Origin of the sequence: Micromonospora sp. NPDC049240, assembly GCF_040647835.1 — a bacterium.
Classification (GTDB): Bacteria; Actinomycetota; Actinomycetes; order Mycobacteriales; family Micromonosporaceae; genus Micromonospora.
The window spans coordinates 181,224-202,892 of sequence record NZ_JBEZCX010000013.1; the positions used below are offsets into that span (position 1 = coordinate 181,224).

At 75.2% G+C, this 21,669-nt stretch carries 18 protein-coding genes; 5 read left to right on the forward strand and 13 right to left on the reverse strand.

Annotation, left to right across the window (positions count from 1 at the left end; translation table 11 throughout):
• Positions 1 to 10 precede the first annotated feature (10 nt).
• The 3 genes from AB0B02_RS21520 to AB0B02_RS21530 form a co-directional block, all read right to left on the reverse strand.
• The gene (locus AB0B02_RS21520) at positions 11 to 3,628 is read right to left on the reverse strand and encodes a PD-(D/E)XK nuclease family protein (protein WP_357302845.1); all 3,618 of its coding nucleotides are present in this window, start codon (positions 3,626 to 3,628) and stop codon (positions 11 to 13) included.
• A 336-nt stretch (positions 3,629 to 3,964) separates the two neighbouring features.
• Positions 3,965 to 4,510, reverse strand: a complete 546-nt coding sequence (locus tag AB0B02_RS21525) for a TIGR00730 family Rossman fold protein (protein WP_281937845.1) — start codon at positions 4,508 to 4,510, stop codon at positions 3,965 to 3,967.
• Between the two features lies 1 nt (position 4,511).
• The gene (locus AB0B02_RS21530) at positions 4,512 to 5,378 is read right to left on the reverse strand and encodes a TIGR00730 family Rossman fold protein (protein WP_357302794.1); all 867 of its coding nucleotides are present in this window, start codon (positions 5,376 to 5,378) and stop codon (positions 4,512 to 4,514) included.
• Positions 5,379 to 5,534: 156 nt separating this feature from the next.
• Here AB0B02_RS21530 and AB0B02_RS21535 point away from each other — a divergent pair, with 156 nt between their 5' ends.
• Positions 5,535 to 5,696 carry a hypothetical protein gene (locus tag AB0B02_RS21535; RefSeq protein ID WP_281937848.1) on the forward strand — a complete coding sequence of 54 codons (162 nt, stop codon included), beginning with the start codon at positions 5,535 to 5,537 and terminating at the stop codon, positions 5,694 to 5,696.
• A gap of 50 nt (positions 5,697 to 5,746) precedes the next feature.
• Here the strand turns inward: AB0B02_RS21535 and dapE are convergent, their stop codons facing one another.
• Positions 5,747 to 6,817, reverse strand: a complete 1,071-nt coding sequence (gene dapE / locus AB0B02_RS21540) for a succinyl-diaminopimelate desuccinylase (RefSeq protein WP_357302798.1) — start codon at positions 6,815 to 6,817, stop codon at positions 5,747 to 5,749.
• A gap of 103 nt (positions 6,818 to 6,920) precedes the next feature.
• On the opposite strand from dapE, the gene dapD reads away from it, so the two are divergent.
• Positions 6,921 to 7,880: a 2,3,4,5-tetrahydropyridine-2,6-dicarboxylate N-succinyltransferase gene (gene dapD, locus AB0B02_RS21545; RefSeq protein ID WP_281937851.1), complete on the forward strand. Its 960-nt coding sequence runs from the start codon at positions 6,921 to 6,923 to the stop codon at positions 7,878 to 7,880.
• A 51-nt stretch (positions 7,881 to 7,931) separates the two neighbouring features.
• On the opposite strand, the gene AB0B02_RS21550 is transcribed toward dapD, so the two are convergent.
• Complete coding sequence (locus AB0B02_RS21550; RefSeq protein WP_357302802.1) at positions 7,932 to 11,273, reverse strand: S8 family serine peptidase; 3,342 nt, start codon at positions 11,271 to 11,273, stop codon at positions 7,932 to 7,934.
• A 142-nt stretch (positions 11,274 to 11,415) separates the two neighbouring features.
• On the opposite strand from AB0B02_RS21550, the gene AB0B02_RS21555 reads away from it, so the two are divergent.
• Positions 11,416 to 11,973 (forward strand): sugar O-acetyltransferase, encoded by a 558-nt coding sequence (locus AB0B02_RS21555; RefSeq protein WP_281937853.1) that lies wholly within the window; start codon positions 11,416 to 11,418, stop codon positions 11,971 to 11,973.
• A 94-nt stretch (positions 11,974 to 12,067) separates the two neighbouring features.
• Positions 12,068 to 14,626, forward strand: coding sequence for a hypothetical protein (locus tag AB0B02_RS21560; protein WP_281937855.1), 2,559 nt, complete (start codon positions 12,068 to 12,070; stop codon positions 14,624 to 14,626).
• Between the two features lie 106 nt (positions 14,627 to 14,732).
• Here the strand turns inward: AB0B02_RS21560 and AB0B02_RS21565 are convergent, their stop codons facing one another.
• The 5 genes from AB0B02_RS21565 to fdxA all read right to left on the reverse strand — a co-directional run bounded on the left by AB0B02_RS21565 (position 14,733) and on the right by fdxA (position 18,622).
• Entirely contained in the window at positions 14,733 to 15,380 is a 648-nt protein-coding gene (locus AB0B02_RS21565; RefSeq protein ID WP_281937857.1) for a nucleoside/nucleotide kinase family protein, read from the reverse strand.
• On the reverse strand, positions 15,380 to 16,021 hold the full coding sequence (locus AB0B02_RS21570; protein ID WP_107162089.1) for an SIMPL domain-containing protein: 642 nt from the start codon (positions 16,019 to 16,021) through the stop codon (positions 15,380 to 15,382). The genes AB0B02_RS21565 and AB0B02_RS21570 overlap by 1 nt, the downstream gene beginning before the upstream one ends.
• A 5-nt stretch (positions 16,022 to 16,026) precedes the next feature.
• A complete protein-coding gene (locus AB0B02_RS21575; protein ID WP_357302807.1) occupies positions 16,027 to 17,052 on the reverse strand; it encodes a prephenate dehydrogenase/arogenate dehydrogenase family protein in 1,026 nt (341 codons plus the stop codon).
• 128 nt (positions 17,053 to 17,180) lie between these two features.
• On the reverse strand, positions 17,181 to 18,299 hold the full coding sequence (dapC, locus tag AB0B02_RS21580) for a succinyldiaminopimelate transaminase (RefSeq protein WP_357302847.1): 1,119 nt from the start codon (positions 18,297 to 18,299) through the stop codon (positions 17,181 to 17,183).
• On the reverse strand, positions 18,296 to 18,622 hold the full coding sequence (gene fdxA, locus AB0B02_RS21585) for a ferredoxin (protein ID WP_107077162.1): 327 nt from the start codon (positions 18,620 to 18,622) through the stop codon (positions 18,296 to 18,298). Before fdxA ends, dapC begins: the two co-directional genes overlap by 4 nt.
• 79 nt (positions 18,623 to 18,701) lie before the next feature.
• Between fdxA and AB0B02_RS21590 the strand changes: the two genes are divergently transcribed.
• Positions 18,702 to 19,703, forward strand: coding sequence for a GNAT family N-acetyltransferase (locus tag AB0B02_RS21590; RefSeq protein WP_357302811.1), 1,002 nt, complete (start codon positions 18,702 to 18,704; stop codon positions 19,701 to 19,703).
• Between the two features lie 2 nt (positions 19,704 to 19,705).
• On the opposite strand, the gene AB0B02_RS21595 is transcribed toward AB0B02_RS21590, so the two are convergent.
• The 3 genes from AB0B02_RS21595 to mshB form a co-directional block, all read right to left on the reverse strand.
• Entirely contained in the window at positions 19,706 to 20,170 is a 465-nt protein-coding gene (locus tag AB0B02_RS21595) for a hypothetical protein (RefSeq protein WP_281937866.1), read from the reverse strand.
• An 86-nt stretch (positions 20,171 to 20,256) separates the two neighbouring features.
• A complete protein-coding gene (locus tag AB0B02_RS21600; protein WP_357302814.1) occupies positions 20,257 to 20,751 on the reverse strand; it encodes a hypothetical protein in 495 nt (164 codons plus the stop codon).
• Positions 20,748 to 21,668, reverse strand: a complete 921-nt coding sequence (gene mshB / locus AB0B02_RS21605) for an N-acetyl-1-D-myo-inositol-2-amino-2-deoxy-alpha-D-glucopyranoside deacetylase (protein ID WP_281937870.1) — start codon at positions 21,666 to 21,668, stop codon at positions 20,748 to 20,750. Before mshB ends, AB0B02_RS21600 begins: the two co-directional genes overlap by 4 nt.
• Between the last annotated feature and the right edge of the window lies 1 nt (position 21,669).

A 21,669-nucleotide genomic window follows, 5' to 3' on the forward strand; every position in this document is an offset into this window, starting at 1 on the left:
CTCCGCGCGGTCACGCCTGATCCTCCGGGGGCGGCTCGACCACCTGGCGGCCCTGGCCGGAGACCGGGCAGCTGGTGCGTACCGGGCAGACCCGGCACTTGGAGTTGGCGACGGCGGCGAACGTGGCGGCGGCCATCGTGTCGGCGGTCCGGCGGACCAGCGCGGTGGCCCAGCCGGCCTCCGGGCCCTCCCCGGCCGCGGCCTGGGCCTGCTCCTTGGCGTCCCGGGCGCCGGTGCCGAGCTGGACCAGCGCGGCCCCGCCGGACTCCGCGCCGAACTCGGCGAACCCACCCGCCTCCACGGCCGCCTGGTACGCCCCGAGCTGCGGGTGCTCGGCGACCTCCCGCTCGGTGACCGCGGTGGACTTGCCGGTCTTCAGATCGATCACCACGAGCCGGCCCTCGGCGTCGACCTCCAGCCGGTCGACGCGGCCGGTCAGCTCGACCGGCCGGGCCGGATCGTCGAGGCGGACCGCGAACTCGTGTTCGATGGCGAGCAGCCGGCGCGGGTTGCCGGCCAGCCAGCGCAGCAGCTTGTCGACCATCGCCTCGGCGCGCTGCCGCTCCGGGCCGACCATCCACCGGGCGGCCAGCTCGATCGCGTCGAACCGGGCGGCAACGTACTCCAGCAGCGTCTCCCGGTCGACGCTCGCGTCCTCGGCCAGCATCGCGGCGGCGTGCACCAGGTTGCCGACGCCCTGCGCGGCGCTGGCCGGCCCACTGCCGCCGTGCCGTTCCAGCAGCCAGCGCAGGCTGCACCGCAACGCGCTCTCCATGGCCGACGGGGTGACCCGCACCGGCTCGCCGTCGTCGACGAGCGGCCGGTCGTCGGAGAGACCGCGCAGCCCCCACCAGTCGTCCGGGTGCGCGCCGGGCACCCCGGCGGCGGCCAGCCGGGCCAGTTCGCCCGCCGCCGCGCGCCGCCGGCTCACCGGCGCCGCCGGGTCGGTGATCGCGGTACGCAGCTCCGCCACCAACGCGGACAGGGTGAGCCCGCGCGGCGGCAGCGTCACCGGGAGCGCGCCGGACGGCGCGTCCGACGGGTGGTCGTCGCCGTGCGGCACCGGCCCGTCCGGTGCCGGGCCCCCGCCCGACGGTCCGTCCGGTGCCGGTCCCCCGCCCGACGGTCCGTCCGGTGCCGGTCCCCCGCCCGACGGTCCGTCATCGGGCGGCCCGCCGTCGGGCGGGGCGGTGCCGCCGGCGCCGGTGGCGGGCGGATCGCCGGCGGCCAGCTCGTGCAGGAAGCGGCTGGGCTGCTCCTCGTGGTCGTCGCCACCGACCGCCGCCGAGGCGACCGCGGAGACCAGCAGCCGACGCCGGGCCCGGCTGACCGCGACGTGGAACAGCCGCCGCTCCTCGTCCAGCAACGCGGACGTCTGCCCGACCAGACTGGCCCGCAGCCCCGCCCCGTCGGCCCGGCCGGCGAGCACGTCGACCAGCCGCTCCGAGCCGAGCAGGCTGCCGCGCAGCCGCAGGTCGGGCCAGACGCCCTCCTGGACCCCGGCGACGGCGACGAGATCCCACTCCAGGCCCTTGGCGGCGTGCGCGGTGAGCAGGCGGACCGCCTCGCCCCGGTCGGCGGCGGCGGCGAGCGTGTCCGCCGGCAACTCCTGCCCGAGCACGTGGTCGAGGAAGACCTCGGTGCGCGCCCCCGGCAGCCGGTCGGTGAACCGGGCGGCGGCGTCGAAGAGCACCAGTACCGCGTCCAGGTCACGGTCGGCGGCCTCGGCCCGCCACCGCCGGGCGGTCTCGTGCTCGCCGGTGGCCTCCCGCCCCTGGGTGATCGCCCCGGCCCAGCGCTCGGCCAACCCGCTCTCCCGCCACACCGCCCAGAGCACGTCCTCGGCGGTGGCGCCCGGGGTGGCGGCGGCCTCCCGGGCGGTCGCCAGCAGATGCGCGACGGCCTGCGCGGGCGCCGCCCAACGACGCTCGACGGCGGCCAGCTCGGCCGGGTCGCGCAGCGCCTCCACCAACAGCTCACCGGAGGGGCGGCGGTCGCCGCCGGCCAACGCGAGCGCCCGCATCCCCTGCCGCAGTCGTCGCTCGGCCAGCGGGTCGGCACCGCCCAGCGGCGAGTGCAGCAGCGCCACCGCCGCCTCCTCGTCCAGCCGGTCGGGTTCGAGCGCGCAGCGGAGCAGGAGCAGCAGCGGGGCCACCGCCGGTTGGAGGTGCAGCGGCAGGTCCTCGCCGTGCACGACGGTGGGCACCCCGGCGGTGTGCAGGGCGCGCCGCAGCGACGGGAGCTGCCGCCCGGTGGACCGGACCAGCACCGCCATCCGGGACCAGGGCACGCCGTCGAGCAGGTGTGCCTCGCGCAGCGCGTGGGCCAGCCAGGCCGACTCGCTGGTCGCCGAGCGGAACGTACGCACCTCGACCGCCCCGGCCGGCGCGTCCGGAAGCGGACGCAGCCGCCGGTGCGCCGCCGGACCGCGCAGCCGCCGGGCCAGCCGGGCGGTCGCCGCCAGCAGCTCCGGCCCGGCCCGGTAGGACGTGGTCAGCGTGACCTGGGCGGCCGGCGCGCCGGACGCGGTCCGGAACCGGTGACCGAACGTGCTGACCACGGCCGGGTCGGCGCCGCGGAACGAGTACGTGGAGGAGTCCGGGTCGGCGAAGGCGACCAGGGACCGGCCGCCACCGGCCACCACCGCGAGCAGGTCCACCTGGGCCGGGTCCGTGTCGGCCAACTCGTCGACGTAGATGTGGGCCAGGCGGCGGCGTTCGGCGGCGAGCAGGTCGGGATCGTCGAGCAGCATGCCGGTGGCGGCCCGCACCAGCTCCGCCGGGTCGTACGCGACCGAGCCCCGGTTGCTCACGTCGCGCAACGCGAGGACGGCGACGTACTCCCGGAGGAAGCGGGCGGCGGCCGGCCAGTCGGCGCGGCCCAGCTTCTCGCCCAGCCGGGCCAGCTCGACCGGGCCGACGCCCCGCTCCGCGGCCCGCATCAGCAGGTCGCGGAGCTGCTGGGCGAACGCCCGGGTCCGCAACGCGGGGCGCAGGTCCTCCGGCCAGCCGACCGGGTCGTCCGCCGGCTCGTCGCCGACCACGTCGAGCAGCTCCCGGATGATCAGATCCTGCTCCGGGCCGGTGAGCAGCCGGGGCGACGGCTCGCCACGCTCGGCGGCGGCGCGGCGGAGCAGCCCGAACGCGTACGCCGGGAACGTGCGGACCAGCGGCTCACGCACCGCCCGGTGGCCGTCGCCGGCGATCCGCGCCTCGATGCGCCGACGCAGCTCGGTGGCGCCGCGCCGACCGAACGTGAGCACCAGCACGCGTTCCGGGTCGACGCCCTCGGCCACCCGGGCGGCGACCGCCTCGACCAGGGTGGCGGTCTTCCCGGTGCCGGGACCGCCCACGACGAGCATCGGCCCGTCGGTGTGCGCGACCGCCTCGGCCTGCACCGGGTCGGCCCGACGCCGGTCGCCCGCGGCGCGGCCCTGGTCTCCGGTCGGCTGCCGGCCGGGCTGCGCGGCCTCGATCGAAGGGTGCGCGGCATCGACCGCCGACCCCCCGGATCGCGGCTCCGTCACGGCCGGCCCGTCGGACCGGCCCACCCCCTGCCCCGCCCCGGCGTCGTGGGTGACCCCCGCCCCCGCGTCGCCGGGCCGGCGCACCAACCGGTACGCCTGCATCACGGACATCCCACCACGCCGGTACGACACCCGGAAACCGACGCGGTCCGGCGCGCCGCAGCTCACCCGTCAGCAGGAACGGCCACGCCCCGCGCGCCGGTCACCACCGGGACCCACGGCCAGCAGACTCGGCCCGAGGCTCCCCAGAAGGCACCCATACCGTTCTACCCACCCGGCCCGGACGCGATCAGTGGAACGGTACGGGTGTCAAACGGGGCCGGAGGCACCCATGGCGTTCCACCCACCCGGCCCGGACCCGGTGAGTGGAACGGTATGGGTGTCAGGCAAGGGCGGGGGCAGGGGCCAGGGCGGGGGGCAGCACGGGCCGGAGGGCGGTCAGGTGAGGCGGGCGTCGATGAGGTCGAGGGCGGCGGGCACGCTGTCGGCGACCATCAGCAGGTCGAGGCCGGCCGGCTTGAGGAAGTTGCGCTCGGCCAGCGTGCCGAGCCAGTCGAGCAGCGGCCGGTAGAAGCCGTCCGCGTCGACCAGCACCATCGGCTTGGCGTGCAGGGCGAGCGTGGCGGTGGTCCAGACCTCGAACAGCTCGTCGAGCGTGCCCAGCCCGCCGGGCAGCGTGACGAACGCGTCGGACCGGTCGACCATCAGCGTCTTGCGGCTGGCCATCCCGTCGGTGACCAGCAGCTCGTCGGCGGCCAGGTCGGCGACCTCCAGGTCGACCAGGGTCTGCGGGATGACGCCGAGCGTGCGACCACCGGCCGCCCGTGCGCCGTCCGCCACCGCGCCCATCATCCCGACACAGCCGCCGCCGCTGACCAGCGTGTGCCCGCGCCGGGCCAGCTCCGCGCCGGTCTCGGTGGCCAGCGCCAGCCAGCGGTCGTCGAGGGTACGCGAGGACGCGCAGAACACGCAGACGTCGGCCATGTCAGCGCGGCCCGGCCGGGCCCTCGGGTGCGGCCTCGGCGGCGGCCTGCTGGTCGGCGGCCACCCGGGCGACCGCCTCCTCGCGTACCGCCTCCTGCTCGGCGGAGAGCACCGCCTCGGCCTCCACGATGTGCCGGACCGCCTCGTTGACGTCGTCGGTGACGCGGATCAGGTCGAGGTCGCTCGGGCCGATCTTGCCGTCCGCCGCCATGGTGGCGCGCAGCCAGTCGAGCAGGCCGCCCCAGTAGTCGGCGCCCATCAGCACGACCGGGAACCGGGTCACCTTGCCGGTCTGTACCAGGGTGAGCGCCTCGAACAGCTCGTCCATGGTGCCGAAGCCGCCGGGCAGCACCACGAACGCCTGGGCGTACTTGACGAACATGGTCTTGCGGGCGAAGAAGTAGCGGAAGTCGATGGCCAGGTCGACCCAGTCGTTGAGGCCCTGCTCGAACGGCAGCTCGATGCCGAGCCCGACGGAGAGGCCGCCCGCCTCGCCGGCCCCCCGGTTGGCGGCCTCCATCACGCCCGGACCACCGCCGGTGATCACCGCGTAGCCGGCCCGGGCCAGCGCGCCGCCCAGCTCCTCGGCCAGCCGGCACTCCGGGCTGTCCGGCTTGCTGCGGGCCGACCCGAAGACGCTGACCGCGGGCGGCAGGTCGGCGAGCGTGTCGAACCCCTCGACGAACTCGGACAGGATCCGCAACGCCCGCCAGGCGTCCTTGGTCTTCCAGTCGCTGCGCCCCCGGGAGTCGAGCAGCCGCTGGTCCGCGGTGCTGCTCGGGATCGCCCGGTTGCGGAGCGTGACCGCTCCCCGGTGGCGTTCGACGCGCGGCCCCTGCTCAGCCGGCCTCCCGGTGCTGTCGCTCATGGGGCCACCGTAGTGGAGCGACGGCGACGCGGCGCGGAGGCCGGCGAGCCGGAGAAAATCTTTGCGATCAAGGCAACTAATTCGCTCGCTCGTACGTCTTACTATTCACATACCCGGTATGCCCGGGGGACGCGCCTTCGGGGGAGGAGCCAGCGTTTGATCAGCAACAGCGAGATGATCCGGATCCGCCGGCAGATGCAGCGGCGGATCCACGACGTGGTGGCCGAGCGCCGCCGCGCCCGGATGGTGGAGGCCCACCGCTCCGAGCCGGCCGCCGACACCGACCAGGCGGACGCGCCGCTGACCACGCGCGTCTGACCATCCGCAGGCCCGCGACGCCGGGCGCGGGCCTGCGGATCTTCGGTACGTCAGGCCGCGAGCCAGCGGTGCAGGGTGGCCGCGCCGTCCCGGATCTTGGTCAGCTCGACGTGCTCGTCCTTGTGGTGCGCCAGGTTGGGGTCGCCGGGGCCGAAGTTGAGCGCCGGAATGCCCATGGCCGCGAACCGGGCCACGTCGGTCCAGCCCAGCTTGCCGATCGGCGCGGCGCCGACCGCGGCCAGGAACTCCTGCGCCGCCGGGTTGTCCAGCCCCGGGGCCGCGCCGGCCGCCGCGTCGGTGACCGTCAGCTCGAAGCCGGCGAAGACCTCGCGCAGGTGAGCCTCGGCCTGCGCCGGGTCCCGGTCCGGGGCGTACCGGTAGTTGATCTCGATGTCGCAGCGGTCCGGGATGACGTTGCCGGCCACCCCGCCGTGGATCCCCGTGGCGTTGAGCCCCTCGCGGTAGTCGCAGCCCTCGATGGTCACCCGACGCGCCTCGTACGCGCCCAGCCGGCGCAACACCTCACCGGCGCCGTGGATGGCGTTCACCCCGTGCCAGGAGCGGGCGGCGTGGGCCCGCTCGCCGTGCGTGGTGACGACGGCCCGCATCGTGCCCTGGCAGCCCGCCTCGACGATCCCGTACGTGGGCTCCAACAGCACCGCGAAGTCGGCCGTCAGCCACTCGGGGTGGCTCTGCGACACCAGCGTGAGGCCGTTGTAGCGGGACTCGATCTCCTCGGCCTCGTAGAAGAAGTACGTGACGTCGTAGCGCGGGTCGGGCAGCGTCACGGCCAGGTGCAGCGCGAAGGCCACCCCGGACTTCATGTCGGAGGTGCCGCAGCCGTACATCAGGTCGCCGCGCATGCTCGACGGGAAGTTGCCGTTGAGCGGCACGGTGTCCAGGTGGCCGGCGAGCACCACCCGCTGCGGGCGGCCCAGGTCGGTGCGGGCCATCAGCGTGTTCGAGTGCCGTTGGGTGCTCAGGTGGGGTACGCCGCGCAGCACCTCCTCGACGCAGTCGGTGATCGCCTTCTCGTTGAGGGATACCGACTCGATGTCGACCAGGGCACGGGTCAGTGCCACCGGATCGGCCAGGACCTCGGGGGTCAACGGGTTCTGCATGTCTCGCACGGTACCGTCATCCTCGGTGGGTGCGAGGGACACGTTCCGCGCCCGCGGCCGCGAGCAGCGGCGGACGCCGCCGCCGGAGGAGAGAGGTGTCACCGTGACGTCCGCACCATCCGCCTGGGGCATCGGCCTGGCCACCGTCACCGCCGACGACCAGGTGCTCGACACCTGGTACCCGACCGGCAAGCTGGGCCTCGGCGAGCTGCCCCTGGTGCCCGGGGAGGACCGGGCCGACGTGCTCGACCTGCCGCCGGGCGCGGTCGGCGAGCGGGCGCTGCCCGGTCTGCGTACCGTCGAGGTGACCACGGTGATCGGCTCGCTCGACGATCCGATCAAGGACGCGGCCGACGCGTACCTCCGGTTGCACCTGCTCTCCCACCGCCTGGTGCGGCCCAACGAGCTGAACCTCGACGGCGTCTTCGGCAAGCTGGCCAACGTGGCCTGGACCTCGGCCGGGCCGTGCCCGCCGGAGCGGGTGGACGAGCTGCGGGTGATCGAGCGGGCCGCCGGCCGCCACCTGGTCGTGTACGGGGTGGACAAGTTCCCCCGGATGACCGACTACGTGGTGCCGGGCGGGGTGCGGATCGCCGACGCGGACCGGGTCCGGCTCGGCGCGCACCTGGCCGCCGGCACCACTGTCATGCACGAGGGCTTCGTCAACTTCAACGCCGGCACGCTGGGCACCTCGATGGTCGAGGGGCGGATCGTGCAGGGTGTGGTGGTCGGTGACGGCTCCGACGTCGGCGGCGGCGCCTCGATCATGGGCACGCTGTCCGGCGGCGGCAAGGACCGGGTCCGGATCGGCGAGCGGAGCCTGGTCGGCGCGAACGCGGGCGTCGGCATCTCGCTCGGCGACGACTGCGTGGTGGAGGCCGGCTGCTACATCACCGCGGCCTCCAAGATCACCCTCCCGGACGGCCGGGTGGTCAAGGCCCGCGAGCTGTCCGGCGTGGACGGGCTGCTGTTCTGGCGCAACTCGGTGACCGGCGCGCTGGAGGCGAGGCCGCGCACCGGCCGGGGCATCGAGCTGAACGCCGCCCTGCACGCCAACGACTAGCCCGTCCCGTCCGGGTCCGTGGCGCGACCGCCACGGACCCGGACGGCCGGTTCACCGCAGGCGGTACGCCTGGATGATCCGCTGGGTGACCGTGTTGCCGGCGTCGTCGCGGGCCGAGGCCCGCAGCGACACGTAGCCGGGGCCGGCCGGGTGCACGACGGTCGCCGTCCACCCGCCGCCCTGCTTCTTCAGCGGCGCCTTCCGCCACGTCTTCCCGCCGTCGTAGGAGACGTCGACGGTGAGCGCCGCGACCGTGCCGGCCGGTGCGCCGGGCTGGCGCTGCACCGCCACCGGGACGGTGAACGTGCGGCCGGCCGGCGCGGTGCCGTCCGCCGTGAGCGACGGGGTGAACCGGACCGCCATCGCCGGCAACCGGGCCGGCTGCTCGCCCGGCACCCGCTTCGAGCGGAACGTCCAGCTCGCCGCGACCTCGGTGCTCAGGTCCGTGAAGCTGCGCGTCGTCACGGTCTCCAGCCGGTAGTTCGCGACGCCGGGGGGCACCTCGAACTCGCCGTATCCGGCGTTGGCCTCTTCACCGACCAGCTTGCCGTTGCGGTAGAGCGCGGTGCGTGCGGTGTCGGTGAGCGAGTAGCCCGGGTGCCCGGACGCGTCGCTGTGCGTCGGCAGCGCGACCAGGACGGCGTTCCCGGTGCGGGTGATGCCCAGCTCGGGGAAGCGCGGCTGCGGCACGAAGGACGGGCCGTACGGCGCGTTGTTCCAGACCTCGGCGTAGGCGCGGCCAGCCTGGTAGCGGGTCGGCCCGGACTCCAGGATCGCCTGCGTGTCCAGCCAGCCTTCCTCGTCGCGCTTGCCGAAGTCCTGCTCGAAGTTCCAGCGGGTCCGGGTGGTGCTCAGGTGCTCGATCCGCCGGCCGGGCGCCTGGACCGGCACGACGATCGCCGAGCCGCCCATGTTGTAGTCGGGCTCCGGGTACACGATCCGCTCGTTCTCCAGCCCCGCGTAGCCGTTCGCGAAGCGGCTGGTGACGTGCGCCAGGTCGGCCGGCTGGTAGTGCCGGACGAAGCCGGTCGGGAACCGGCCGGGGAACACGTCACTCAGCCCGTAGAAGTACGGGCTGCGCTCCGGCGCGGTCGCTTCGGTCCACTGGCTGGCCAGCGAGCCGACGAAGACCTGGTCCGAGACGCTGCGACCGAGCTGGGCCGAGTAGAGGCCGTCGAAGCGGTCGGTCCAGAGCCCGAAGCTGGCGTAGTAGTCGCCGAAGTTCCAGGCTGCGGTGAAGTCGATCAGCAGCGGGGCCGCGCCGCGCTGCGGCACGGTGGTGCGGACCGGCTTCGCCCGCCGGGCGTCCAGGGTGAGCCGCTGGTTCCCGGTCACCACCAGCTCCGGCTGGGTGAGCATGGAGATCTCCGACCAGCCCTCGTCGCCGTCCACGAAGAGCAGGCTCTGCACGCCGTACCGGCCCTTGGGCACCCGGATCGTGGCCTCGCCGTCGGCGTCGAACACGTCCCGGGTCGCGCCGTCGTCGAGCCCGATCAGCGTGGTGTAGAAGTCACCGGTGAGCGAGCCGGCCCGGTTGCGGTGGGTGAGCGTCAGGTCGTAGCTCTCCACCTCCCGGTTGACCGCCAGCGGGGTGACCGCGACGGTGTCGCCGGACCGGGCGGTCAGCCGGCCGGTCCAGTACCCGTCGGCGCCGCCGAGCCGGGTGTCCACCACGACGGTGACCTGGGCGGTGCCGCCGGCCGGGACGGTGAGGCGGGAGGCGCTGAGGGTGAGCATCCCGGCCGGTGCGGACCGCCCGCCCGGGCCGGTGAACCCGGCGCTCAGCTCCAGCGTGAGCGGGGTCGTGCCGCCGTTGCGGTAGGTGACGGTCCGGCTGATCGGCTTGTCGTCGGCATGCGGCCAGACCGCGACGCCGAACGAGACCGAGGACGGTTCGCTTGTCACCTGCTCGGTGATCGCGTGCGCCACGTCGACCCGACCGGCGCCCTGCTGGAACGCGGTCTGCTCGGGGTGCGGCCGGGCCGAGGCCATCAGCGTGGCCTTGTAGCGGCCGGCGTTCCAGCCCGGGTGCTGCTGGGCGATCAGCGCCACCGCGCCGGCCACGTGCGGGGTCGCCATCGAGGTGCCGGAGAGGGAGACGTACCGGTCCCCCACCGGGTCGCCGATCTGGCCGTGCGCGGCGCGGGCGGCCACGATGTCCACGCCGGGCGCGGTGATGTCCGGCTTGATCGCCCCGTCGCCGACCCGCGGCCCGCGGCTGGAGAAGTCGGCCAGTTCGTCGTTGCGGTCGACGGCGCCGACCGACAGCGCGGCGTCGGCGGTGGACGGCGAGCCGACCGAGCCGTCGGCGCCGTCGTTTCCGGCGGCGACCACGAAGAGCGAGCCGGTCTGCGCGGTGAGCGACTCGACCGCCTGCTCCAGCGGGTCGACCTCCGGGGTGTCGAAGCCACCCAGGCTCATGTTGATCACGGTGGCGTGCTGCTCGGCCGCGGCCCACTGCATGCCGGCCAGGATCGCCGACTCGGTGCAGCCGTACTGCTCGCAGACCTTTCCGGACAGCAGTGTGGCGTCCGGGGCGACGCCCCGGTACTTCCCGCCGGAGGCGGCGCCGCTGCCGGCGATGATCGAGGCGACGTGGGTGCCGTGCCCGACGATGTCGTCCGGGTCGGCCTCCTCGCTGAAGTTGCGCGACTCGGCGACCTTGCCGGCCAGGTCCGGGTGGGTGAGGTCGACGCCGGTGTCGAGCACCGCGACCTTCACGCCCTTGCCGGTGTATCCGGCGGCCCACGCGGCCGGCGCGCCGATCTGCGGCACGCTGTGGTCCAACGTCAGCCGCCGCCGCCCGTCCAGCCAGATCCGGTCGACACCCCCCGCCGCGTCGAGCCGGGCGCCGGAGCGGTCCGCGGCGACCGCCCGCCAGAGCGAGCCGGTGTCGGCCTTGGTCGCGGTGAGCGCCGCGCCGCCGATCGCCGGCAGGTCGCGGATCACCCGGGTGCCGGCGAGCGGGGCCGCCGCCCGCCGGGCCACCCCCGGCCGGTACGACACCAGCAACGGCACGGTGTCGCGGTGCGCGTCGTCGTAGCCGGCCGCGATCAGGCCGGTGACGTCGAACAGTCGCCGGTCGAGCCGGCCGGAACGGATCAGCGCCAACGCGTCCTGGGGGATCACGCTGAGGCCGGTGTGCTCGCGGCGGACCACGAACTGGAGCTTGGCGCGACCGGCGCCGGGGCGGACCGCGGCGCGACCGCCGGCGGCGACGGTGACCTGGTCACCGGTGATCAGGGTGACGGTGGCCGGCCGGGTCGACGACCCGGTCGGGGCGGGCGTACCGGTCGGGGCCGCCGACGTGGTGGCGTGGGCGGGCACGGGCAGGCCGAGCGCCAGGCCCAGGGTGAGGCCGAGCGCGGCCAGTCTTCGGCGGTTCTGGGGCAACCTTTTCTCCTCGGTGAGCGTTTCATCGACAGGAAGCACATCGATGCGGGTTATCAGAATTGCATACCGGGTATGCAATCGGAAGTCGCCTATCCGACCGAACCGGTTCCCCTCGGGCGACCGGACCGGGGATGATCCACCGATGAGCGCCATGAGGGACCGAATGCTGGCCGGCGAGCTGTACCTCGCCGACGACCCCGCGATCGTCGCCGACCTGGACCGCGCCGCCCGACTCACCGAACGCTTCAACCGCAGCGACGCCGACGACCCGCAGGGCCGCCTCGCCGCGCTGCGCGAACTGCTCGGCACGCTCGGCGAGGACGCCTGGGTCCGCCCGCCGTTCCACTGCGACTACGGCTTCCAGACCCACCTCGGGCCGCGTACCTTCGTCAACTTCAACGCGGTCTTCCTCGACGTCGCCCGGATCACCATCGGCGCCGACGTCCAGATCGGACCGAACGTGCAGCTCCTCACCGCCACCCACCCGGTGGAGCCGGAGGCGCGCCGGGCCAAGTGGGAGGCGGCGAAGCCGATCACCATCGGCGACAACGTCTGGCTCGGCGGCGGCGTGATCGTGCTCGCCGGCGTGACCATCGGCGAGAACACGGTGGTCGGCGCCGGCGCGGTGGTGACCCGGGACCTGCCGGCGAACGTGGTGGCGGTGGGTAACCCGGCCCGGCCGACAAAACCGGTGTCCTGACCCCTGAGCTGCCGAAACAACCCCTCGGGGGGATGCGGATCCCCGAATCAGCATGCACTCTGGGTAGTGAGATGCTCACTCTGGGGAGGCCGCGATGGAGCGCGTGCTGGAACTACGGGTGCACGGGGTGTCCAACACCCCGCCGGACCAACTGCTGGGCCTCGACCCCGGGCCGGGCGGTGACGGCCCCCAACCGGAGCTGGTCGCCGGCGGACAGGTGACCGGTTTCTACCGTTCCACCCGGGCCGCCCGGGACGACCCGATCAGCGTCGAGGCGTACAGCTGGGGGAAGTTGACCTCCGGCGCGCGGACCCGGCGGGACATCGAACGCGCGCTCTGGACGCTGCTGCTGCCCTTCGCGCTGGCGAACGTCGCGCTGCACGCCCGGGCCGGCATCCCGGCGGACCCGGACCGGGAGCGTTGGGCCAGCCGCTCCGGCATCACCGCCTGGCTCATCCGGCTGTTCTGCCTCAGCCTGACCTGCACCCTGGTCATCGCCGTGACCGGGATCGGCGTCGACCTCATCGGCTGGCAGTGCGTGGGCCGCGAGTGCCTGGGCCAACTCCCCGGCCCGTGGGAGTTCCTCGGCAACGCCTGGTGGCGCCGGGACACCCGGGCGCTGGCCCTCGGGCTGCTGCTGCCGCTCCTCGTGCTGGGCGCGATCGGGCTGGTCGCCTGGCGCACCTACCAGTACGAGGCGGAGATGCCGGCCGAGCCCCGCGCCCGCCCGGACCAGGCCGAACCGCCGGAACCGCTGGAGAACCCGTTGCAGGACCCGACCTTCTGGAACGGGGAGGGGCAACTGCGCCGCGCCGCGGTGCTGCACCTGTGCACCGGGGCGGTGACCGCCGCCGCCGTGCCGGTCGCCGCGGTGCTGCTGATGGACCCGCCCCGCGGACTGCGGGCCGCGGTCGCCTGGCCGACCGTGGCGCTGTTCGTCGCCGTGGTGACGATCGCCGTGGTAGCGGTCGGCCGCCCCTGGCTGACCCGTCGCCAGGGCGCCACCCCACTCGGCCGGTGGAGCATCGCGGTGGCCGTGCTCACCGCGCTCGGGCTGGTCGGCACGTTCGTCCTCCTCCTGCTTCCGGACGGCCCGGCCGGCCGTCCACTGGCGACGTACCGGCCACCGGTCGGCTGCCCGGCGGTCCCGGACCTCGCCGGCTGCCGCGCCGCCCGACCGTTGCCCGGCTACGAGACCGCGCTCGCCTGGCTCGTCACCTACCAGGTGCTGCTGCTGGTGGCCATCGGCGCGGCGAACCGCTCCGGCCGGCGGGCGCTCGCCGGGCCGGCCGCCGCCGCCGTGCTGCTGCCGCTCGGGGTGGCCTGGATCGAACGCGGCCTGCCCGGCCTGCCGGCCGCGCCGGCCGGGCTGCACACCTGGATGCTCGTCGGCCCGGCCATCGCGCTGGCCATCGCCGGGCTGCTCATGCCACGCCTGCGGCCCGCCGTGCCGACCCAGCCGCTCGGCGCGTACACCGGGCTCGCCTGGCACGGCTGCGCGCCGGCCGTCATCGCCGGGTTCGGCTGGATGATGGCGGTCGCGTACTGCGCGGGACTGCTCTACTGGGTCAGTGAGCGGCTCGACGGGCCGGTCGACCCCGCCGGCGCGGGGCGCGTGGTGCCGCCGCTCGCCGTCTTCTGGGCCGGGCTGGCCTGCGTCATCGGGCTGGTCCTCCTGCTCGGGCTGCTGGTCCGCGCCGCCCACCTGCTGCACCGGCTGCGCCGCGTCGAGTACGCGCGGCTGACCGCCGCCGACGGCCTCTCCGCGCACGACCTGCGTCGCTGCCGCGACGTCAGCACCTACCGGGCGCTGCACCGCCTGGTGGGCGAGCACGCGGTCCGGCTGATCGGCTGGTTCGCGGCCGGGGCCGCGCTCCTGATCATCCTGTGCTGCGCCGCCGCGCTCTCCGGCCACCGGCCCAGCCCGCTGTCCCCGGCCGGGTGGCAGACCGCGATCCACTGGGCCGCCGAACTCGGCGACGCGGTGCTCGGCTGGCTGCCGGTGGTGACGAGCGCGCTCGGGCTGATGGTCTACCGCACCGACTCGGTCCGCCGCTCGGTCGGCGTGGTCTGGGACGTGTGCACGTTCTGGCCGCGGGCCGCACACCCGCTCGCCCCGCCCAGCTACGCCGAACGCGCCGTACCGGAACTCCAGACCCGGGTCGCCGGGCTGCTGGCGCTGCCGCCCCACCACCCGGACCGGATGGACGGCGTGATCCTCTCCGGGCACAGCCAGGGCACCGTCATCTGCGCCGCGGTGCTGCTGCACCTGCCCCACCGGTGGCGGCGGCGCACCTGGTTCTTCTCCTACGGCTGCCAGCTCACCCGGCTCTACGGCCGGATCTTCCCGTCCTACTTCGGGCCGGAGCGGCTGCGCACGCTGGCCCGGGCGGTCACCTGGCCCGGCGGCCACGTCGCCTGGACGAACTTCTGGCGGGACACCGACCCGCTCGGCTGGCAGGTCAGCGCCGGGCAGCGGGACGTGGCGGTGGCCGACCCGGAGGCGCTGCACCCGACCGGCGGCGAGGTGGCCGACCCGCCGATCCGCAGCCACAGCGGCTACCCGGAGGCGGTCGAGTTCGCCCGTGAACGAGCCGTGGTGGCCCGCCTGCTGCGCCGGAGCGTGCCCGCACCCCGGCCCGGCGTCGGCTGACACCACGGCCCGCCGTCGTCACCCCGGCCGGCGTCGCCGAACCGGCGTCGTCCCGACCGGCGTCACCGGTCGGTGGCGCCGCGCCGGTCCGCGCCGGATGGCGCCGTCACGCCGGCGGCGGTTCGGCCAGCCGGACCACCAGGTCGGCGTGCCCGGCCGTGCCGGCGACCAGCCGGGCGTTCTCCTCGTCGCTGCCGAGCGCCCAGGCGCGGGCCTGCTCCGCGGACTTCCCGTACGCCTGGTGCCGGGCGGTGAGGCGGCGCAGCCGCAGCTCGGCGTCCAGGTCGAGGAACCAGGCCTGGTGCAGCAGCGACCGCACCTCCTCCCACGGGTCGTCCCGCAGCAGCAGGTAGTTGCCCTCGGTGACCACCAGCCGCACCTCGGGCGGCACCTCGATCGCCCCGGCGACCGGCTCCTCCAGGTCGCGGCGGAACTCCGGCGCCCACACCGAGGTCGGCTCCAGCCGCCGCAACCGGCGCAGCGTCGCGACGAAGCCGTTGACGTCGAACGTGTCCGGCGCGCCCTTGCGCGCCGCCCGGCCCAGCCGGTTCAACGCCGACCCGGCCAGGTGGAAGCCGTCCATCGGCACCAGCCGGGCGGCCGGGCCCACCTCGGCGACGATCCGCTCCGCCAGCGTGGACTTGCCCGCGCCGGGCGCGCCGGCGATGCCGAGCAGTTGCCGCGGGCCGTCCCCGGCGAGCGTCCGCGCCCGGGCGACCAGCTCGGCCAGCGGCAACACCTGGGCCGGCGGCATCAGCCGAGCACCGGGTCGCTGATGGTGAACCGCGCCTCGACCGCCGCGTGCACCGGCTGCGGCGCCGGATCCAGCTCCAGCTCCGGCACGGACTCGCCGGACCGGGCGTACGCCGCCTTGGCCAGCATCGGCGGGGCCGCGGTCAGGCCGGTGTCGGCCAACTCCCGCAGCGCGGTGACCCGGGCGCCGAGGGCCTCCGCGTACTCCCGGGCCCGGGCCAGCGCGTCCGCGATCGCGGCGTGCCGCACCTCCCGGTACGCCGGACTGTCCGGCCGCAGCGACCACACCGGACCGGCCACCTCCACCTGCTCGTGGTCGGCCAGGCGGAGCATCAGCTCGCCGAGCGCGCTGAAGTCGGTGACGGTGACCGTGGTGCTCACGCTGCCCTGGTAGGCCACCACCCGGTCACCCGAGCGCCTGGTCACTGGCCAGACGTTGACCTGACCGGTCTCCCGCCGCGCCACCGTCGGCCCGGCGGCGTCGAGCAGCGCCCGCACCGCGGCGGCCCGCTCGGCCAGCCGGGTCAGCGTGGTCTCCCGGTCGCGGTCCCGCACCGCCGCCGTCACCGTGAACCGGGCCAGCTCGGGAGCGACCTCCCGGTACGCCTCGCCGCGTACCGCCACGACCGGTGCGTCCGCCATGCCGCTCAGCCTAACGGCGGGGTGGCCGGCAGGTGCGCGGTGTACCCGACCGCGCCGGCCGTCACCCGGCACCCGGTCAGGTGACCGCCCGCCGCGCCCAGCTCCCGGAGGTAGGCCAGCTCGCCGGCGTGGTGCGCCTCGGCCGGGAACTCCCGGCGGTGCGTGCCGAACTCCCGGCCGCGCAGCGCGGCGCGCGCCGTCCGCCCCTCGGCCAGCCGGCCGGCCAGCGACTCGGCGTCCCCGGCCCGCAACGCGGCGGTCAGCTCGGTCAGGAAGTCACCGACGCCGGTCAGCTCGGCGAGCACCCGGTCCCGGTTGCCGAGCAGCATGTTCGCGGTCCGCTCGGGCGGCCCCCCGGCGACCCGGGTGCCGTCGGAGAAGCTGCCGGCGGCCAGCGCCAGCACCGCGTTCCGCAGCGCCGAGCGTTGCACCGTGCCGGCCAGCGCGCCGGCGAGCACGTGCGGCACGTGTGACGCGAGCGCGGCGGCGGCGTCGTGCTCCGGCGCGGACATCGGCACCACCCGGGCGCGGAAGACGTCGACGAGCAGCGCGGCCAGCCGCCGGAACGCGGTCAGCCCGGTGGGACCCGGGCAGAGCACCCAGGCCGCGCCGTCGAGCAGTTCCGGGCCGGCCGCGCCGAGCCCGGCCCGGTCCGCGCCGGCCATCGGGTGACCCGGCACGAAGCGGTGCCCGAGCCCCTGCGCGGTCGCGGCGGTGGCCACCTCCGCCTTGACGCTGCCCACGTCCGTGAGCACGCACCGGTCGTCGGTGGCGGCGGCCACCCGGGCCAGCGTGGTGGGCAGCGTGGGCAGCGGGCCGCAGACGAACACCACGTCCCGGCCGGCCACCGCCTCCTCGACGGTCCCGGTGACCGCGACGCCCCGCTCGCGTAGCTGCCCCCGGACGGCCGGATCCGGATCCCAGCCGGCGACGTCGAGCCCGGTGTCGCGGAGCCGGAGCAGGATCGAGCCGCCGATCAGCCCGGTGCCGACCACCGCCGCGCGTGCCAGCCCGCCCGCCTCGCCCACCATCGGTGCACCTCGGGTCCGCGTCGTCGGCGGAGCCCGGGTGGCCCCGCGGGAAGTCCCGCCGAGGATATCGCCCGGCACGCCAGCGGGGCGCACGGTGTCAAGCGGGGGCCCCGCCTCTACCGGAAACGTTAAGCGGGGGCCCCGCCTTTCAAGCGGGCGGTTACCGCGTCGACGTGCGCGTCGGACTCGGTCAGGGCCACCCGGACGTGTCGGGCGCCGGCCGGGCCGTAGAAGACGCCGGCGGCCACCAGGATGCCCCGCCGGGCCAACCAGTCGACCGTGTCCCAGCAGTCCTCGTCGCGGGTCAGCCAGAGATAGAGCCCGGCCTCGGAGTGCTCGACCGTGAAGCCGGCGCCGGTGAACGCGGCCCGCAGCTTCTCCCGCCGCACCCGGTAGCGCTCCCGCTGGGCGTCGGCGTGCGCCTGGTCGCCGAGCGCGGCCACCATGGCGGCCTGCACCGGTGCCGGCACGATCATCCCGGCGTGCTTACGCACCTTGAGCAGCTCGGCCACCAGCGCCGGGTCACCGGCCACGAACCCGGCCCGGTAGCCGGCCAGGTTGGAGCGCTTGGAGAGCGAGTGCACCGCCAGCACGCCCGCGTAGTCCCCGCCGCACACCTGCGGGGACAGCACCGAGACGGGCTCGGCGTCCCAGCCCAGCGGCAGGTAGCACTCGTCGCTGGCGACCACCGCGCCGCGCTCCCGGGCCCACTCGACCACCTTGCGCAGGTGGGCGGCGGGCAGCACCCGCCCGGTCGGGTTGCCAGGCGAGTTCACCCAGACCAGGCGGACCCGGGGGTCCGGGCCGAGCGCGGTCAACGAATCGCTGCGCACCGTCGTGGCGCCCGCCAGCCGGGCCCCGTCCTCGTACGTCGGGTACGCGACGGTCGGCACCACGACCACGTCACCGGGGCCGAGCCCGAGCAGCGTCGGCAGCCAGGCCACCAGCTCCTTGGAGCCGATGGTCGGCAGCACACCCAACCCGTCGACGCCCGCGCCGCAGGCCCGGGCCACCCAGGCCGCGATCGCGTCCCGCAGGGCGGGCGTGCCCGCGGTCAGCGGGTAGCCGGGCGCGTCCGACGCGTCGGCCAGCGCCTGCCGGATCAGCGGTGGCACCGGGTCGACAGGCGTACCCATGGAGAGGTTGATGAGACCGTCCGGGTGCGCCGCGGCCGTGGCGGCCGCGGCGTCCAGCGTGTCCCAGGTGAACTCGGGCAGCCGTGCCGAAACCGGCGCGGACCGGATCAGTGGTCCTCGCCGCGCGGCGGCTGCGCGGCGACGAAGGTGGCGTCCTTCTCCACCTTGCCGATCTTGGAGGCGCCCCCGGGCGAACCCAGGTCCTCGAAGAACTCGTAGTTCGCGCCGGTGTAGTCCTTCCACTGCTCCGGCACGTCGTCCTCGTAGAAGATCGCTTCCACCGGGCAGACCGGCTCGCAGGCCCCACAGTCGACGCACTCGTCGGGGTGGATGTAGAGCATCCGATTGCCCTCGTAGATGCAGTCGACCGGGCACTCCTCGATGCATGCCTTGTCGAGCACATCCACGCACGGCTCGGCGATGATGTAGGTCACCGGTCTTCTCCTCCGCAAGACTCGTCGCGATCATCCGCAACGGTAAGAGCCTAGTATCTCGCCGGGGAGGAGGTCGATCGTGCTCCGACAGCAGGATGTGGGACACCGGATCGTAGTCCGCCGGATCGTGGGGATCCGGGAGGGCCGGCCGCTGTTCTCCGACGCGCTCGGCGAGCTGGTCGAGCTGAGCGAGACGCACATTACGCTGGTCACAGCCGGTGGCCCGCTCCGCGTGCCGGTCGGTGAGGTGCACCGGGCGAAGCGGGTGCCACCGGCTCGCCGGCCGACCGCCGTCGCCGTGGTCGACCTGGAAAGCGCAAGCGATGAGGCGTGGCCGGCCCCGGTTCGCGGCCGGCTCGGCGACTGGCGGCTGCGTTCCGCGGCCGGTTGGACCGGCCGGGCGAACAGCGCGCTCCCGATCGGCGACCCCGACCGGCCGCTGCCGGCGGCGCTGGACGCGGTGCAGCGCTGGTACGCCGACCTCGGCCAGCCGGCCCTGGTGAACACGCCGCTGCCGCTGGCCGCCCCGGTCGGCGCGGAACTCGACGCGCGCGGCTGGACGGCCCGCCCGCCGGTGCTGGTCCAGACCGTGCCGCTCACCACCCTGACCGCCCCGCCGCCCGTGTCGACGCCGGACGCGACCGCGCCGGAGCGGACCGATCCGCCGCCCACCGCCGACCTGCCGCCGGTGGCGCTGGCCGTCGCGCCCACCGACGACTGGCTGGCGATCGCCGCCGACCGCAAGGGCGGGCTCCCGGAGGCCGCGCGGCACGTGCTCACCGCCGTGGACCGGATCCGCTTCGCCGAGCTACGTGTCGACGGCCGACTGCTCGCGGTCGGGCGCGGCACCGTCACCGGCGGGGGGCGGTGGCTCGGCGTGAGCCTGCTCGAAGTGCTGCCGGAGGCCCGCCGGCGCGGGTACGCCGCCGCGGTCGTCCGCGCACTGGCCGGCTGGGCCGCGGCCGAGGGGGCCACCCGGGCGTTCCTCCAGGTCGAGCAGCGCAACGTCGGCGCGGTGGCGCTCTACCACCGGCTCGGCTTCACCACCCACCACACCTATCTGACCCGGGTGGCGCCCTGACGTCAGCGGCGGACGATCCGGCGGGGCCGGGACGCCTTCAGCTCGGCGTACCGCTTGAGCTGGCGGGAGCGGAAGTCACGGCCCAGCGCGGTGAGCGTCAGGTAGCCGACCAGCACCCCGGCCGCGGTGGCCGCGAGGTAGAGCCAGATCTGGGCGAAGAACAGGCCGGCGCCCCCGCCGAACGGGTTCTCCCCGACCAGCAGCGGGCCGACGAAGACGGTCAGCGCCAGCGCCGCCACCACCGCGACGGCCAGGTCACCGGCCCAGTGCCCGACCGGCCGGCCGGCACCCCAGCGGAACGACACGCCGGCCAGGATGAGACCGATCGCCAGGAACATCACCAGCGAGACCCGACTGGCGGCGGTGTCGTCGTCCGGGAAGGCGAACTTGATGACCAGCCGGGCCACCACGTTGACCGCGAACAACGCGGCCGTCAGCACCCCGACCGCACGCCACCGCTGACCCATCGCACGCCTCCCGCACGTACCGCCCGCCCCGGCGGCGAGCCTCTGGCAGGAATGTCTACCACCGCCGACTGTGCGGCGTCAGCACCTCAGCGGTCCACCGGCGGCGGCGTCACCACGTGCCGGAAGCCGAGCACCGCGAAGGTGACCGCGCCGGAGACGATCAGCGCCAGGCCGAGCACGTTGTCGCCGGCGAGCGCCAGATCGCCCTCGGTGGTCCGGAACCCGCCCACGACGATCACCAGGAACCACGGCAGCGCGGCCAGCGCCACCCCCCACCGGCTGCCCGTCGACAGGTGCGCGAACCAGCCCAGCAGCACCGTCGACGCCGCCACCGCGGCGATCCCGGCGACCGCGAGGCCGATGCCGACAAGCGCCTGTGCGCCCCCGGACCGGCCCTGCACCGCCGCCCAGGCCCAGGTGGCGAAGATCAGATCGAGCAGCGCGAACAGCGCGCCGGCCCAGACCGACACCACCCCGCCGGCCACCCGCAGCGCGCGGTCCAGCGCCCGCTCCGCCGCGCTGGGCGGTGCGGGCGGCTGCTGCTCCGGAAGGACCGACACGGGCGCGGCGGGCGACGTCACCGGAGACCGGCCGCGACCGGGGCACGGTCCGACCCGTCCAGCGCCAGCCCGGCGAACAGGTCGTCCTCCCAGCCGTACCGGCCGCCGCCGGGCCCCTTCTCGCCGACCGCGAGCGTGAAGTACTCCACCCCCATGAACTCGGCGCCGAAGTTGCCGGCGATCGCGTAGAGCCAGGAGTCGGCCGGGATCTGCGTGGCGTGGGCGCGCATCGCCGCCTCCTTGGCGGCGTGCTGCTCGGTGGCGTCGACCCGCGCCGCGATCTGCGCGTCCGGCGTCCCGAACGGCAGCTCGTCGGCGCTGGAGATGCCGGCGAAGGGATTGTCCGACGACTCGGTGAACGCCTCCAGGCCGGCGTCGAGCACACTGCGCGGCATGGCCGTCCAGTAGACCTTCGCCGGGGCGGTCCCCTCGGCCGCCGCCAGCTCCACCGCCCGCATCGTCACCCGGTGCGCCTGGATGTGGTCGGGATGGCCGTAGAAGCCGTTCGGGTCGTACGTGACCACGACCTGGGGGCGGACCTCGCGGATCACCTCCAGCAGGTGCCCGGCGGCGGCGTCCAGGTCGGCCCCCCAGAACGCCCGCGGGTGCTCGTTGGTGGCCATCCCCATCATCCCGGAGTCGCGGTAGCGGCCCGCGCCGCCGAGGAACCGGTGGTCGGTGACGCCGAGCGCGGCACAGGCCGCGGTCAGCTCGCCGATGCGGTAGCCGCCGAGCTGGTCGGCCTCGGCCGCGGCGAGCCCGGCCAGCGCCGGCACGTGGATCTCGCCCTCCTCACCCAGCGTGCAGGTCACCAGCGTGACGTGGGCGCCGGCGGCGGCGTAGTGCGCCATCGTCGCGCCGGTGCCGATCGACTCGTCGTCGGGGTGCGCGTGGACCAGCAGCAGGCGTCGGTCGGGCAGCGTCGTCACGCCCGTCACT

Excerpts from the sequence above, each read along its gene's own strand:
- dapE (WP_357302798.1), bottom strand. The coding sequence starts at position 6,817 with ATGCAGAACCCGTTGACCCCCGAGGTCCTGGCCGATCCGGTGGCACTG.
- AB0B02_RS21575 (WP_357302807.1), bottom strand. The coding sequence starts at position 17,052 with ATGGTGGGCGAGGCGGGCGGGCTGGCACGCGCGGCGGTGGTCGGCACC.
- AB0B02_RS21560 (WP_281937855.1), top strand. The coding sequence starts at position 12,068 with ATGGAGCGCGTGCTGGAACTACGGGTGCACGGGGTGTCCAACACCCCG.
- AB0B02_RS21520 (WP_357302845.1), bottom strand. The coding sequence starts at position 3,628 with ATGCAGGCGTACCGGTTGGTGCGCCGGCCCGGCGACGCGGGGGCGGGG.
- AB0B02_RS21525 (WP_281937845.1), bottom strand. The coding sequence starts at position 4,510 with ATGGCCGACGTCTGCGTGTTCTGCGCGTCCTCGCGTACCCTCGACGAC.
- AB0B02_RS21595 (WP_281937866.1), bottom strand. The coding sequence starts at position 20,170 with ATGGGTCAGCGGTGGCGTGCGGTCGGGGTGCTGACGGCCGCGTTGTTC.
- AB0B02_RS21570 (WP_107162089.1), bottom strand. The coding sequence starts at position 16,021 with ATGGCGGACGCACCGGTCGTGGCGGTACGCGGCGAGGCGTACCGGGAG.
- AB0B02_RS21565 (WP_281937857.1), bottom strand. The coding sequence starts at position 15,380 with ATGCCGCCGGCCCAGGTGTTGCCGCTGGCCGAGCTGGTCGCCCGGGCG.
- AB0B02_RS21530 (WP_357302794.1), bottom strand. The coding sequence starts at position 5,378 with ATGAGCGACAGCACCGGGAGGCCGGCTGAGCAGGGGCCGCGCGTCGAA.
- AB0B02_RS21555 (WP_281937853.1), top strand. The coding sequence starts at position 11,416 with ATGAGCGCCATGAGGGACCGAATGCTGGCCGGCGAGCTGTACCTCGCC.